Genomic DNA, 14,384 nt, shown 5'->3' on the forward strand with positions numbered 1-14,384 from the left:
TCCGTCAGTTTTCATCCCCCGCTGCCAGGCTGCAGTCGACGTCCTCGACATCGCCTTCCGCCGCGACGATGCGGTCCTCGCACGCTGCGCAAGCGTCCATGATTGCCGCGGCGCGCTCTTCAGCCTCATGCAAGTCCCGCACCAGTTGCTCGCTGGCGCCGCTTCGGCCGATCTCCAGCTCCAGGCGCAGCAGGTCCATTTCGATGCCGGCGCGTTTCTGATTGAGCCGCAATGCCTCCGCGGTGAGCGTGGAAACATTGGCGACGAGATCGAGACGGCGAGCAAGCAGCGCATCACGCCTGGCAGCTTCAGGTCCTGCGGTCATTTTTCGCTCTCCAAGGATCCCGGCGGTTTCTCGAAGGCCGACAGCAATTTCGGCAAAGTGCCGGCCTGTGACTGGAACTGTTTTTCGGCCGTCTCGATGTGGCTCTTGAGCTGGTCCCAGATGTCGACGCGGATCATCGATGTCGTGTCCCCGGTCAGGCGCTCGATCTCTTCGACGCGGAACTGGCGCGTCAGCGAAACGCCGGAAAACACGAAGTCACGCAGCAGGATTGCGTGGTTCTCGATGAACAGATGGATCATCGGATGCGTTTCCGTGGTGACGCCGCCGGCAGTGAGTTCCGCCCGAATGAAGTCCTGGAAGTGGCTTTGGAGGCGGTATTGGCTCTCACCCATGAAGCGCATGACAAACACCAGGTCGCGCGGCATCAGCCTGACAAGATCGCCGGTGACGCCGTCCGCCTGACTGGACATTGGCACCGATGGTTCCCGCCCGTCTTTGTCGTTCGGCATGATCTCTCTCTGACGCTATGCCCGCCCAAGGGCTTTTGTCTTCAAATAATAGAGAAAGATCAGGAGTTGAATAGATGATAAAAGTTTTGATCATGCTGCGGTAGCTAACAAGAAATATTGCACCAGCGAATAATTATCAAATATTACAGGCGTAATTTACAACTGTAAAAGAACGTTACAATCGGTTGCCTGCCAGCCTATCAAAAGAATGACGATTTTGTTTTGGACACCCGGCCATGGGTGCTATTTCGAAACTGGCACGGCGCTTGCATTGTTCATTTTCACAAGAAGCCCATCGCGTTTGACGCGGTGCCAAAAGAACGAAGGAACGGAGGGAGCAGGGACATCGTCCGCTTCGATACGCCCATCGCAATTGCGGTCGGCGCCGCGGATCTCCTGCAAAACGCCTCGTAAACCTTTGCCGCGATCCACTTGACCGGCCGGACCATGAGTCGCGCCTCGATGCGCAACCCTTTGTCGTGCCGTTCGCACTCTCACTGGCGGCGCTGTGCGCCGCTTCATGCCGGGGTCAAGGGACCTGCGGCTCAAACCTGGTGGAGGCTTATGACCATGACGTCTCTGACGCTCAACAAGATTACCTCGCAACGCGGAATTTCCGTCGGCGAGGCGACCAAGAAGATTGCCGATCTCGGCTGGAATCCTTCCTACGTCCAGGAAGCGATGACGTTTCCGACCGACTACAAGATCAACAAGACGCCGCGCGACCCGATGAAGCAGGTTCTGCGGTCCTATTTTCCGATGCAGGAAGAGAAGGACAACCGCGTCTATGGCGCGCTCGACGCGGCATTGCGCGGCGACATGTTCCGCAATGTTGAACCACGCTGGGTCGAGTGGATGAAGCTCTTCCTTGCCATCATTCCCTTCCCGGAAATCTCGGCCGCACGCTCGATGGCGATGGTTGCCCGCATCGCACCCGGCGAGGAACTCAGAACCGGCTTCACCATGCAGATGATCGACGAGTTCCGTCACTCGACGATCCAGATGAATTTGAAGAAATGGTACATGGAGAACTACATCGATCCGGCCGGCTTCGACATCACCGAGGAAGCCTTCGGAAAATGCTACGCCACGACCATCGGCCGGCAGTTCGCGGAAGGCTTCATCACCGGCGACACGATGACCGCCGCCTGCATGTACCTGACCGTGGTGGCCGAGACCGCCTTCACCAACACGCTGTTCGTTGCCATGCCTTCGGAAGCTGCCCGCAACGGTGACTACGCCCTGCCGACCGTCTTCCTGTCGGTGCAGTCCGACGAGAGCCGGCATATCGGCAACGGCCACTCGTTGCTGATGGCGGCGCTCAAGGAGCCGGAGAACCATCTCCTGCTCGAGCGCGACCTCCGTTACGCCTTCTGGCAGAACCACGCCATCGTCGATGCCGCCATCGGCACCTTCATCGAATACGGCACCACCAACCGCGACAAGAACAAGGAGTCCTACGCGGAGATGTGGCACCGCTGGATCTATGAGGACTACTACCGCACCTACATGCTGCCGCTCGAGAAATACGGCATCAAGGTCCATCACGACGACGTCCAGGCGGCCTGGGAACGCATCACCAAGAAGAACTATGTCCACAAGGTCGGACAGTTCTTCGCGGTCGGCTGGCCGGTCAATTTCTGGCGCATCGAAGCCCAGACCGACAAGGACTTCGAGTGGTTCGAGCACAAATATCCAGGCTGGTACGCCGAGTTCGGCGACTTCTGGAAATGGTATGCCAAGCTCAGCCACAAGGGCGAGAAGGTGCTGCTGTTCAACAGCGATGTCGGCTACGTCTACCCGCACCGCTGCTGGTCGTGCCTCGTTCCGTGCCTGATCCGCGAGGACATGGTGGTCGGCGAGATCGATGGTCAGCTCCACACCTTCGCCCACGAACTCGACAAGTGGACCGCAACGGTCGCCTTCGCCGACGAGTATCAGGGCCGCCCGACGCCCGCGATGGGCCGCTTCAGCGGCAAGCGCGAGTGGGAGACGCTCTATGATGGCTGGGACCTGGCCGATGCGATCAAGGACCTGAACTTCGTTCGTTCCGACGGCAAGACGCTGGTTCCGCAGCCGCATCTGCGCTTCGACGACAAGGAGATGTGGACGCTCGACGATGTGCGCGGCAACACGCTCGGATCGCCGCTCAACGCGCTGCGTGCCATGTCGCCCGCCGACCGTGAGAAGCACCTGGCGGAATATCGCGCCGGCTTCACCATCAATCCCTGCAACTGATCAGGCCGAGGGGGCGGGTTCGCCCCGCCCTCTCTTTTCACTGGAGGTCCGTATGTCGGAAACCCACACGGTCAGGCTCAGTCCGGTCGGCGTCGAATTTGACGTCGAGCATGGCGAAACGGTGCTCAACGCCGCCTTCCGCCAGGGCATCGCCCTGCCGCATGGCTGCAAGGAAGGGCAATGCTCGGCCTGCAAAAGCGTGTTGCTCGATGGCGAAGTCGACATGCTGAAATACTCAACCTTCGCGCTGAACGACATGGAGAAGGAAAGCGGGCACGTCCTGTTGTGCCGCTGCATTGCCTACTCCGACCTGGAAGTCGAGCTCCTCAACTATGACGAGGAGATTTTGGCGAAAGCGATCGCGGTGAAAACGTACAAGGGCCGGATTGCTCGGATCGAGCACCTGACCCACGACATTCGCGGCATCGAAATCGAACTCGGCTCCCCAATGAAGTTTTGGGCGGGGCAATATGTCGACATCACGGTTACCACGCAAAAAGGGGAGACGATTACGCGCTCGTTCTCCATGGCAAATACGCCGGACCAAACCCAAAAACTCTCCTTCATCATCAAAAAATACCCTGAGGGAAAGTTCTCGGGAGAACTCGATTCCGGAGGAATCGAGGCCGGAGCCGAAGTCACCGTCGTCGGACCCTACGGAACCTGCTTCCGCCGCGACGAACGGCAAGGACCCCTGATCCTGGTCGGCGCCGGCTCTGGCATGTCGCCGATCTGGTCGATCCTCAACGATCACCTGAGGAGCGGCGAAAAACGTCCGGTCTATTTCTTCTACGGCGCCCGCACCCGCAACGACCTGTTTTATCTCGACAGGATCGCCGAGCTGGTCGGCAATCATTCCGACGTCACCTTCATTCCCGTGCTGTCGCACGCCAATGACGACGCCGAATGGCAAGGCGAGCGCGGCTTCGTGCACCAGAGTGTCGACGCCAAGCTCAAGCAACTGGCGGTCGACGGGCAGGGCGATGTCCATGCCTGTGGCCCGCCGCCGATGATCGATGCGCTGCAGCCGGTCCTGTTCATGAACGGGTTCGAGACCGAGCGGATCTTCTTCGACAAGTTCACCACATCGGCGGGTGCAACGTCGGCCCACTGAGGGCGATCGCGCACCTGTAATCACAACCGCAACAAGGGAGAGAGACTATGCCAGCCACCTCGAGTTCAGTCGGTTCCGGAGCCGCCGGCGCGGCGATCTTCGCCGATTCCGACAGCCGCAAGTACCGGTATTTCGACCCGAAGGGCCAGCGCGCCACCCATTACGAAGACATGACGGTCGATGTGCAGCCTGACCCGGAACGCTACCTGATCCAGGACTGGATCATCTCCTTCGCCGACGGCAACGGCGCCTATGTCAAGCAGAACACCGCCGCGCAGAGCACCAACTGGCATGCCTTCCGCGCCCCCGACCAGGAATGGGAGCGCACGCACTACCAGCGCCAGTCGAAGATCGAGACGATGGTGCAGAGCGTCATCAACAATGCGCGCAAATCAGGCACCCCGAAGACCTTCGACAAGGCCTGGGTCAAGATCCTGCAGACGCAGCTCGGCGCCTGGAAACATGCCGAATTCGGGCTCGGCACCTCGCTGATGCAGGCGCAGCGCTACGGCTACACCCAGATGATCAACAACGCGACGCTGACCAACTCGTCCTACAAGCTGCGGCTTGCCCAGGACATCACGCTCTACCTTGCCGAGATCGGCATGGACCTGCCCGGCTGGGACGACGAACTCGGCAAGAAGGCCTGGCTCGAGGACAAGAACTGGCAGGGTACGCGCGAAGCGGTCGAAACCATCATGGGCGCGACTGACTATCTCGAGCAGTATTTCGCCATCAACATCATCTTCGAGCCGCTGGTGGGCGAGGTGTTCCGCTCCGGATTCCTGATGCAGATCGCCGCCGCCAACCATGACTTCATCACGCCGGCGGTGATCTCGGCCGCCGAGGCCGACTACGAGCGCAACCTCGCCAACACGATCGACCTCATGCACATCCTCGCCAACGACGAGAAATACGGCGCGGCCAACAAGAAGCTCTTCCAGGGCTGGGTCAAGAAACACGGCGCGCTCGCCGACAAGGCAGCCATCGGCCTGCAGCCGATCTGGTCGATGCCACATTCCAAGCCGGTCGCGTTCGCGGATGTCCGCGCCAAATCCGAAGAACGGATTGGCCAGATCCTCGGCGAACTCGGCCTCAAGCGCTGAAACAGGAGAAATCGTCATGTCACTAGCAGCACGCGACGCTACGCATTCCAACATCTTCAAGGCGATGAAGGACATCACCTTCGAACAGACGATTTCGCACCAGTGCGGCGTCACCATGAACGACTCGGTCGAGGCTCGCGCCATCGCCGAATTCATGGGCCAGAAGCCGGGGGTGACCATCACCTACCAGCCGGCGCTGATCCGCATCGACGGTGACGGCAAGCTGATCTTCAAGATGGACGCGATCGGCGAATATCTCGGCCGCGAGATTTCGGCTGAGACCTTCGAGGTCAACACCTCCACCCATTACGGCCGCATGGTGCGCGTCGACGACAACACCGTGATCCTGTTCGGCAACATGGATGAGATGTTCGAATACATCGAATAGCCGCCAGGAAACCTAGTGCCGGAAAGGCAGGTGTTTTTTCGGCACCGACCTACGCAATGCGACTGAAAACTGCCGGACTACAGAGGAAATACGGATGTCTTCGAAAATGAAAGCTGCGGTGTTTGTCGAGAAAGGGCGCATTGTCCTTGAGGACAAGCCAATTCCCGATATCGGGCCTCAAGATGCGCTTGTTCGCGTAACCACCACGACCATTTGCGGAACCGACGTCCATATCCTCAAGGGCGAATATCCGGTCGTCAAAGGCCTGACAATTGGTCACGAGCCGGTTGGCATCATCGAGAAGCTCGGATCAAGTGTCAGCGGCTTCAAGGAGGGCCAGCGTGTCATCGCCGGCGCAATCACCCCTTCCGGCTGGAGCCATGCCTGCCTGTGCGGATGCGGTTCTCAGGATGGTGCCGGCACCAAGCATGGTTGGCAGGCAATTGGCGGCTGGAAGTTCGGCAATACCATAGACGGCTGCCAGGCCGAATATGTCCGCGTGCCGGACGCAATGGCCAATCTGGCGCCGGTTGACGACGGTGTCACCGACGAGCAGGTGCTGATGTGCCCGGATATCATGTCGACTGGTTTCGCGGGCGCCGAAACCGGGGGCATCCGGATTGGCGACACCGTTGCGGTATTTGCCCAAGGACCGATCGGTCTCTGCGCGACCGCCGGCGCAAAACTCATGGGCGCAACGACGATCATAGCCGTCGATACTGTGCCGGCCCGTCTGGAGATGGCCCGCCGGATGGGGGCTGATATCGTCGTCGACTTCAAGAAGGAGAACCCCGTCGACGCCATCATGAAGTTGACGGACGGGCGCGGTGTCGACGTCGCGATCGAGGCATTGGGCACTCAGGCAACGTTCGAGGCCGCTCTGCGGGTCTTGCGTCCGGGTGGCGTGCTGTCCAGCCTCGGCGTCTACTCCTCCGATCTCAAGATTCCGCTCGATGCATTTGCCGCAGGCCTGGGCGACAAATCCATTCGAACGTCCCTTTGCCCCGGAGGCAAGGAGCGGATGCGCAGAATGCTGGGAGTCATCTCGGCAGGCCGGGTCGATCTCGGCGGCCTGGTCACGCACCGTTTCAAACTCGACCAGATCGAGGACGCTTATGAGCTGTTCGCAAACCAGCGCGACGGCGTCCTCAAGGTCGCAATCACCACCTGACCTGCAGCCATTCAAAGCAACCCATTCGCGTGGAGGAAAAAATGTACAGAACACCGGAAGGCAAGGACATTTTCGTGGTCGACGGCCACACTCATTTCTGGGACGGCAGCCCCGAGAACCAGAAGAACATCCACGGCAAGCAGTTCATCGAATGCTTCTATGCCTATCACACCGGGCTGAGCCCCAAGGAACAGTTGTGGGAGAAGAGCAAGTTCGAGAAATACAGCGCCGACGATCTCTATCGCGACCTGTTCATCGACGGCCCCGACGATGTGGCGATCGTCCAGTCGACCTATCTCAAGGATTTCTACAAGAATGGCTTCAACACGATCGAGCGCAACGCCGAGGTGGCCAAGCGCTATCCCGAGCGTTTCATCGTCAACGGCGCCTTCGATCCGCGCGACGGCGAGAAGGCGCTGGAATACATCCACTTCCTCAAGGAGACCTACAACGTCAAGGGCGTGAAGATGTACACGGCCGAGTGGAACGGTGCTTCCAAGGGCTGGAAGCTGACTGATCCCGATGCCTACAAATGCTTCGAACTCTGCGATAAGCTCGGCATCAAGAACATCCACGTCCACAAGGGCCCGACCATCCTGCCGCTGAGCAAGGATGCGTTCGACGTCCATGACGTCGATCACGCGGCGACGGACTTCCAGAACCTCAACTGGATCATCGAGCATTGCGGCCTGCCGCGTCTCGACGATTTCTGCTGGATCGCGACGCAGGAAACCAATGTCTATGGCGGTTTGGCGGTGGCGCTGCCCTTCATCCACGCGCGACCGCGCTATTTCGGCGAGGTCATCGCCGAGCTGTTGTTCTGGCTCGGGCCGGAGAAGATCCTGTTCGGTTCCGACTACGCGATCTGGACGCCGCGCTGGCTGGTCGAGAAATTCTGGGCCTACCAGATACCCGAGGACATCGCCGCCGAACGGGGCGTTCAGCTGACCGACGAGATCAAGGAGAAGATCCTCGGCCTCAACGCCGCGCGTCTCTACAACATCGACGTCGAAGCCAAGAAGAAGGCGCTCGCCAGTTCGCCATTCAGCATCGCGGCGGAGTAGGAGCCATGGCAACCGCCAGTGTTTCCGGTAGCCGCGAGAAGGAGCTCTGGCGGCGCCTTGGCGAGGTCAACGACCCGGAACTCGACGAACCCGTCACCGAGATGGGCTTCGTCGAGCGGGCTGAGGTAATGGTCGATGGCAGTGTGGATGTCGATTTCCGCCTGCCGACATATTGGTGCTCGCCCAACTTTGCGTTCCTGATGCTGGACGGCGTTCGTAAGGCGCTCGACCAGCTCTCCTGGGCACCGGACTATCGCGTCAAGCTGCACGACCACATGTTCGCGGAAGAGGTGAATCGCGGCATGGCAGAGGGCAAGACTTTCGGCGACATCTTCGCCGTGCTTGCCGAGGATCAGGATCTCGGCGCCCTGCGTGAAACTTTCAGGGTGAAGGCGTTCAAGCGGCGGCAGGAGGCAGTCCTGCGCGGCCTCAAGGCGCACGGCCTGACGGATCGCGAAATCCTCGGCATGGACCTGCCGGCATATGACGTCGCGCGGTTCGAGCCGGGCGAGGCGGCCAAACAGAAGCCGAGATACCGGGCGGCTCTGCTGGAGCGCTTTCCCGACCGCCGGCCGGACGATCCCGTCTTCGTGACCTGGGAAGGGCAGCGCATAGCGCCTGGCGCACTCAGCGCCCATCTCGCGGAGCTGCGCGGCGTGCGCATCAATATGGAGTTCAACGGCGCGCTCTGCCGTGGGCTCAAGCAGACCAGATACAAGGAACTGGATGTTGTCGACGGCGAACCGACGCTGGTCGATTTCATCATGGATCGCGTGCCGGCACGAACCGCGCCGACCGCTTGAAGCAGAGCCGACACAACGGCCTCCCCAGCACGAGGCCCCTAACCAACAACCCGCCCGTAAGGCGGAAGGAGGAATCATGCCCAAGATAATGCTTCACAATTCCGAGGCGCGCCGTGCGCTTGCCCGTGGCGTCTTCCGGCTGGCTGCGGCCGTCGAACCGACGCTCGGCCCCAAAGGCATGAACGCCATGATCGACCGGCCGATCGGCACGCCGATGGTGACCCGCGACGGTGTCAGCATCGCCTCCGAGATCGAGCTGCACGACCGTTTCGAGAACATGGGCGCGCAAGTGGTGCGCGAGGTGTCGATGCAGACCAACGAGGTTGCCGGCGACGGCACCACGACGGCCATCGTGCTCGCCAACGCGCTCATCCAGGGCGGCGTCGAGGCGAATGAGCGTGGTGCGAAATCCGTCGACCTCTGCAAGGGCATCGACCTTGCGGTGGCGGCGGTGGTGGCCGCGCTCAAGGCTTCGGCCAAGCCGGCCAAGGGCAACGGCATCCTCGCCTCGGTCGCCAACATCGCGGCGACCAACACCAGGCTTGGCGCACTGGTGGCGGAAGCGCATCAACGGGTCGGCGCTGAAGGCGTCATCACCACCGACTTCAGCGTCACCACCGAGACCACGCTCGATGTCGTCGAGGGCATGTCCTTCGAACGCGGCTATCTCTCGCATCACATGGTGACAGACCAGGAGAAGATGGAGGCGGTTCTCGATCGGCCCTACATCCTGATGACCGATCTCAAGATCAAGGAGCCCGAGCAGCTCGATGCGGTTCGCCGCATTGCCGACGAGGATGGCCGGCCGCTGCTGATCGTGTCCGAGGAGATGTCGCCGGAAGTGGTGGTGACGCTGCTCGGCAAGCAGGGGCCTGGAAGATACCTCGTCGTCCACCCGCCGGAATATGGCCATTGGCGCAAGGCGATGATGGAGGATCTGGCCATCATCACCGGCGGCAAGGTGATCGCGCGCGATCTTGGCGGCCGGCTGGAGGATGTCACGGCGGAAGATCTCGGTACGGCCGACCGAGTGAAGACCAGTTCGTCCTACACCTCGATCATTCGCGGCGGCGGCGACCATGCGACAATTGCCTCGCGCCGTGCCCAGGTGCAGCGGCAGTACGAGGCCTCGCCGCCCAACATCGACCAGGACAAGCTGCGCGAACGCCTGGCCAAGCTCTCCGGCGGCACAGCGATCCTCTATGCCGGCGGCGTCACGCCGGTCGAGCAGAAGCGGACCATCCAGCTTATCGAGGATTCGCTGAATGCGGTGCGCGCCGCATCCGAAGAAGGCGTGGTCGCCGGCGGCGGCTCGGCACTCGCTCAGATCGCGCCGCTGCTCGACAAGGTGGCCGCCGGCGTCGACGGCGATGTCGCCGAAGGCGTGCGCCTGGTGCGCTCGGTTCTGTCGCGGCCGCTATGGCGCATCGCCGCCAATGCCGGCGCCGATCCCGAAGCGGTGGTGACCGAGGTCACCCGCATCAACGGCGGCTACGGCTACAACGCCTCGACCGGCGCGTATCAGAACATGTTCGAAGCGGGGATCATCGATCCCGTTCGCGTCACCTACACCGCGCTTGCCAACGCGGCTTCCGTGGCGACGCTGATCCTGACCACCGAAACGCTGATTGGAGATCTCGCCGAGGACGAGGATCCGACGGCCGGACCGGCGCGTGGCGGCGGCTCCGAAAGGCTCGGCCGCGCCTGAAGCGACAATTCCACGGAACGATTTCGAGTTTGAAAGGACACGACGATGAAAGCTGCCAGACTGTACGAATACGATCCGAAAATGAACGTCCAGCTCAGGATCGAGGAGGTCAAGGCGCCGACGATCACAGCACCCGACGAGGTGATCGTGCGGGTCGGTGCTGCCGGCCTCTGCCGCACCGACCTGCACATCATCGAGGGTGTGTGGAAACCGACCATGGACCCCGAGGGCACGCTCTTGCCTTACATCATGGGCCACGAGAATGCCGGCTGGGTCGAGGAGGTCGGCAGCGGCGTCAAGTCCGTCAAGCGCGGCGACGCGGTCATCTGCCATCCCTTCCGCTCATGCGGCATCTGCCTCAATTGCCGCCATGGCGAAGACATGTATTGCGACAACGGCCAGTTCCCTGGCCTTGGCATGAATGGCGGTTTCGCCGAGTATTTCATCACCAGCGAGCGCTCGCTGATCAAGCTGAATGCCAACATCACGCCGATCGAAGTGGCGCCGTTGGCCGATGCCGGCATCACCGCTTACCGCGCCGCCAAGCGCGCCGCCAAGCTTCTGCGGCCAGGCAGCTATTGCGTGCTGCTCGGCATAGGCGGCCTCGGCCATATCGCGCTGCAATCGCTGCACGCGATTTCGGGTTGCCGCATCATCGCCGTTGATCGCGAGCCGGCGGCACGGGTGCTGGCCAAGGACCTGGGCGCAGACTTCGTCCTCGATGGCGGACCGAACGTCATCGAGGAGGTCAGCCAGATCACCGGCGGAGGCGCGCATGTGGTGATCGACTTTGTCGGCGAACTCGGTGTCGAGAACATCTGCTGGAAGATGGTGCGCAAGGGCGGACAATTGTTCGTCGTCGGCTATGGCGGCAACATCAATGTGCCGACCGCGCATCTCGTCATCGAGGAGATCAACATCGGCGGCAGCCTGGTCGGCAATTTCACCGAGCTTGTCGAACTGATGGAGCTCAACGCCGACGGCAAGGTGAAGATGCACTACACCGAGTACAACCTCGCCAGCATCAACACCGCGCTCGACGATTTCAAGAACCGCCGGTTCACCGGCCGTGGCGTCATCGTTCCCTGAATAATCCGGTCTGGACTCCCAGGGGAATCCGATCCACCGGCCACAACTCCCCAACCCCATGGCGCGAATGCCATGGGTTTTCTCTGTGCCGCGTATCAGAGGAAGCCGCGCCGGATGCCGTATTGGCCGAGTTTGCGATAGAGCGTCGGCCGTGAAATACCCAGCCTCAGCGCGACCTTGCTGAGATTGCCGCTCTCCGCGGCAAGCGCGTTCTTGATCGCCTGGCGTTCAGCATCCTCGAATGTGCATACCGGTGCTTCGAGCATCGCCGTAGGATGGTCGCTATGCACCTCCGTAGTGTTGCGATCGATCATGGCGATTTCCCCGGGAAGATCCTGCAATTCGATCGCGCCACCGCGCGCCAGTATATGCAGGCGCTCCACGAGGTTCTTCAGTTCGCGCACATTGCCCGGCCAGCGATAGGCCAACAGCGCGTCGCGTGCTTCGTTTGAAAACTCCAGCGGATCATTGCCGGCCAGCTTCGCGATTCGCCGGTTGAAATGCTCGATCAGCAGCAGCACGTCATCGCCGCGTTCGCGCAGCGGCGGGACATGGATCGAGACCGCACCGATGCGGTAGTAGAGATCGCTGCGGAAACGGCCGGCCGCGACCTCCTTCTTGAGGTCGCGATTGGTCGAGGCGACCAGTCGCACGTCCACCGGCCGAGCCCTGGGGTCGCCGATGCGGTGGACCACGCGCTCTTCCAGGACACGCAACAGGAAGGGCTGGATTTCGAGCGGCAACTCGCCGATTTCGTCAAGGCTGAGCACGCCTCCATTGGCGAGTTCGAAGATGCCCGGCTTGCCGTCACGCGAGGCTCCGGTAAAGGCGCCGGCGACGTGGCCGAACAGTTCGCTGCCGAACAGTTCCTTGGTGATGGCGCCACAGTTCATGGCGATGAACGGGTCGTTTTCTGTGCGCCGGCTGCCGGCATGGACAAGCCGCGCAAACAGCTCTTTTCCGACACCGGTTTCGCCTTCTATCAACAACGAGGTGACACCGTTCGACCCGGCCACCCGAGAGGCGACCTCGACGGCAGCCAGCAATTTCTCGCTTTCGCCGACGATCATCGCCGCCGCTATCTGAAGGTGTTTGTTCACCTCCCGGTGTATCACCGTCATGCTGGAGACGGCCGGCACCGAGGGAAAAACCAGGGCCGCGCCACGAAGGTCGCCATCGAGTTTCAGCGGCGTGACATGGCAGGAACGCAGATGAGCCGGCAGCGCGTTGACGAGATCGGTATCAGAGCCGGAGGCCGGCAGGTTCATCAGCCAGCGGCCGCGGCCCGGTTCCATCGGGCCGTCCATCATCTCGGTCGTGTCGCCATTGGGCACGTTGTTGCAGAAGATCGCGCGGCCACGATGATCGACGATCACCAACCCATCCTTGCGGCGATAGCTGGGTGCCGAGGAAATGAAGGCCTCGAGCAGACGGGTGCGTTGCTCCTGCTGCTGTTCGGCAAGCGCCTTTTCGATCTGCCTGGCCGTGGCCGCGACGAGCGCCGTGTTGTGGGGACGGAAGATCGGCGAATAGCCCGACAGGTCGACAACACCGATGATCTTGCCGTCCAGGGGATCGCGGATCGGCGCGCCCGCGCAGGTCCAGGATTTTATGCCGGCGCAGAAGTGCTCGGCCGCGTGGACGAAAATCGGCTCGCCAGTCCACAGCGCCGTACCGATGCCGTTGGTTCCAACAGCATCCTCATTCCATTTGCCGCCGATGCCCAGATGGATGTCCATGCCGTCATGCAGGGTCTTCTTGTCGCCGATGGCGTCGATCAGCACGCCGTCACTGTCGGCCAGCACCAGCATCGCCCCCGTGCCCTCCAGCAGCTGGCCAAGGGACGCAAACGATCGTCGCGCCGCCGAAAGCAGCTCGGCATTGGCGCGGGTCAGGTATTCGATCTCGTTTCGGTCGCTGCTCAGCGGCGCTTCGATGCCCTGCGCGTTGATGCCGCCGGTGGCGCTGCGATACCAGGAATCGTGGATCAGCGAGCGGACATGGACCGGGTCGCGAATGGATGTCGGTTCGTCGGAAAGAAAACTCTCCCATGCACGCATGGTGGCGCGCTCATCATAGTCGATCTTGTCCAGAACCAACTGTCCGGTGGCCATCGACGCATGCGTCGCAAGAGCATCGGTCTTCATCGGATTGGGGCCGCTCGCGTGTTTCATTCAGTCATCACAGTACCTTTTGAGGTATGCTATTTCTGTATGCTGTCGCGTTCGCCTGCTGTCGGACCGGGAGGGATGCCCAGCAGCCTGCCGTCAGTCGATGCCGAGTTTCGCGCCGATGTCGGCGGCAAGCTGGTCTTCGGTATAAGTCGCGGTCAACCGGGATCCATCCAGCCCGGCAAGCGCCTCGGATATGGTTTCGTCGACCGGCGAGAAAAAGCCATTTTGCTTCGTTGCCAGGACGAAGACCTGTTCCCCATCCCGGTTGCGGACGTCGCCAATATGATGAAGCTGGCGACCGGTGTTCTGATCCTTGGAGATCACACGGCCGTTCATGGTAACGCGGATGGAGGGGCTCGCTTCGGCCACGGTTGCGGCACTGCCGCCGACATGTATGATCAGGCCTTCAGCCTTGGGCTGCTGGCGTGCTTTCCTGGAAGCCGAATAACCGCCGCCGCTGATCTGGTCGGCAAGGCGGACGATGGTCGAGCGGTTCTCCTCGATCAGTCTTTTGACCTGAACATCCTCGCGTCGCGGGCCGTCCCGCTTGGAGATGATCTCGACCATGAATCCTCCCAGATTCGGTTACCGCGCCATGGCACGGCTGATTCTTATTCTTCTTTTGCGGCGAACTTGCACCCGCCTCCGTGGAGCTCGCCTTCCTGTTATATAGCACCAAAATTCAGATTGCCGGTAGCAGGTGGCTGCTACAATCCTGATACGACAACATTACA

At 61.2% G+C, this 14,384-nt stretch carries 13 protein-coding genes; 9 read left to right on the forward strand and 4 right to left on the reverse strand.

The window, feature by feature from the left end; translation table 11 throughout:
* Window positions 1–4: 4 nt before the first annotated feature.
* On the reverse strand, window positions 5–325 hold the full coding sequence (locus ABVQ20_RS31725) for a hypothetical protein (protein ID WP_354463636.1): 321 nt from the start codon (window positions 323–325) through the stop codon (window positions 5–7).
* On the reverse strand, window positions 322–756 hold the full coding sequence (locus tag ABVQ20_RS31730; RefSeq protein ID WP_354463637.1) for a hypothetical protein: 435 nt from the start codon (window positions 754–756) through the stop codon (window positions 322–324). Before ABVQ20_RS31730 ends, ABVQ20_RS31725 begins: the two co-directional genes overlap by 4 nt.
* A gap of 603 nt (window positions 757–1,359) precedes the next feature.
* Between ABVQ20_RS31730 and ABVQ20_RS31735 the strand changes: the two genes are divergently transcribed.
* From ABVQ20_RS31735 to ABVQ20_RS31775, 9 genes are all read left to right on the forward strand, one after another.
* Window positions 1,360–3,033, forward strand: coding sequence for an aromatic/alkene/methane monooxygenase hydroxylase/oxygenase subunit alpha (locus ABVQ20_RS31735; RefSeq protein ID WP_197033322.1), 1,674 nt, complete (start codon window positions 1,360–1,362; stop codon window positions 3,031–3,033).
* A gap of 52 nt (window positions 3,034–3,085) precedes the next feature.
* Window positions 3,086–4,147 (forward strand): NADH:ubiquinone reductase (Na(+)-transporting) subunit F, encoded by a 1,062-nt coding sequence (locus ABVQ20_RS31740; RefSeq protein WP_354463638.1) that lies wholly within the window; start codon window positions 3,086–3,088, stop codon window positions 4,145–4,147.
* A 47-nt stretch (window positions 4,148–4,194) separates the two neighbouring features.
* On the forward strand, window positions 4,195–5,253 hold the full coding sequence (locus tag ABVQ20_RS31745; RefSeq protein WP_354463639.1) for an aromatic/alkene monooxygenase hydroxylase subunit beta: 1,059 nt from the start codon (window positions 4,195–4,197) through the stop codon (window positions 5,251–5,253).
* A 16-nt stretch (window positions 5,254–5,269) separates the two neighbouring features.
* Window positions 5,270–5,641 carry an MmoB/DmpM family protein gene (locus tag ABVQ20_RS31750; protein ID WP_096455128.1) on the forward strand — a complete coding sequence of 124 codons (372 nt, stop codon included), beginning with the start codon at window positions 5,270–5,272 and terminating at the stop codon, window positions 5,639–5,641.
* 94 nt (window positions 5,642–5,735) lie between these two features.
* Window positions 5,736–6,812 carry an NAD(P)-dependent alcohol dehydrogenase gene (locus ABVQ20_RS31755; protein ID WP_354463640.1) on the forward strand — a complete coding sequence of 359 codons (1,077 nt, stop codon included), beginning with the start codon at window positions 5,736–5,738 and terminating at the stop codon, window positions 6,810–6,812.
* Window positions 6,813–6,853: 41 nt separating this feature from the next.
* A complete protein-coding gene (locus ABVQ20_RS31760; protein WP_354463641.1) occupies window positions 6,854–7,876 on the forward strand; it encodes an amidohydrolase family protein in 1,023 nt (340 codons plus the stop codon).
* Between the two features lie 5 nt (window positions 7,877–7,881).
* Complete coding sequence (locus ABVQ20_RS31765; RefSeq protein WP_354463642.1) at window positions 7,882–8,679, forward strand: iron-sulfur cluster assembly protein; 798 nt, start codon at window positions 7,882–7,884, stop codon at window positions 8,677–8,679.
* A 76-nt stretch (window positions 8,680–8,755) separates the two neighbouring features.
* On the forward strand, window positions 8,756–10,387 hold the full coding sequence (locus ABVQ20_RS31770) for a molecular chaperone GroEL (RefSeq protein ID WP_354463643.1): 1,632 nt from the start codon (window positions 8,756–8,758) through the stop codon (window positions 10,385–10,387).
* Window positions 10,388–10,432: 45 nt separating this feature from the next.
* Window positions 10,433–11,476, forward strand: a complete 1,044-nt coding sequence (locus ABVQ20_RS31775; protein ID WP_354463644.1) for an NAD(P)-dependent alcohol dehydrogenase — start codon at window positions 10,433–10,435, stop codon at window positions 11,474–11,476.
* A 95-nt stretch (window positions 11,477–11,571) separates the two neighbouring features.
* On the opposite strand, the gene ABVQ20_RS31780 is transcribed toward ABVQ20_RS31775, so the two are convergent.
* Entirely contained in the window at window positions 11,572–13,650 is a 2,079-nt protein-coding gene (locus ABVQ20_RS31780) for a sigma-54-dependent Fis family transcriptional regulator (protein WP_354463645.1), read from the reverse strand.
* Between the two features lie 93 nt (window positions 13,651–13,743).
* The gene (locus ABVQ20_RS31785; protein ID WP_354463646.1) at window positions 13,744–14,217 is read right to left on the reverse strand and encodes a hypothetical protein; all 474 of its coding nucleotides are present in this window, start codon (window positions 14,215–14,217) and stop codon (window positions 13,744–13,746) included.
* Between the last annotated feature and the right edge of the window lie 167 nt (window positions 14,218–14,384).

Origin of the sequence: Mesorhizobium shangrilense (genome assembly GCF_040537815.1) — a bacterium.
GTDB lineage: Bacteria > Pseudomonadota > Alphaproteobacteria > Rhizobiales > Rhizobiaceae > Mesorhizobium > Mesorhizobium shangrilense.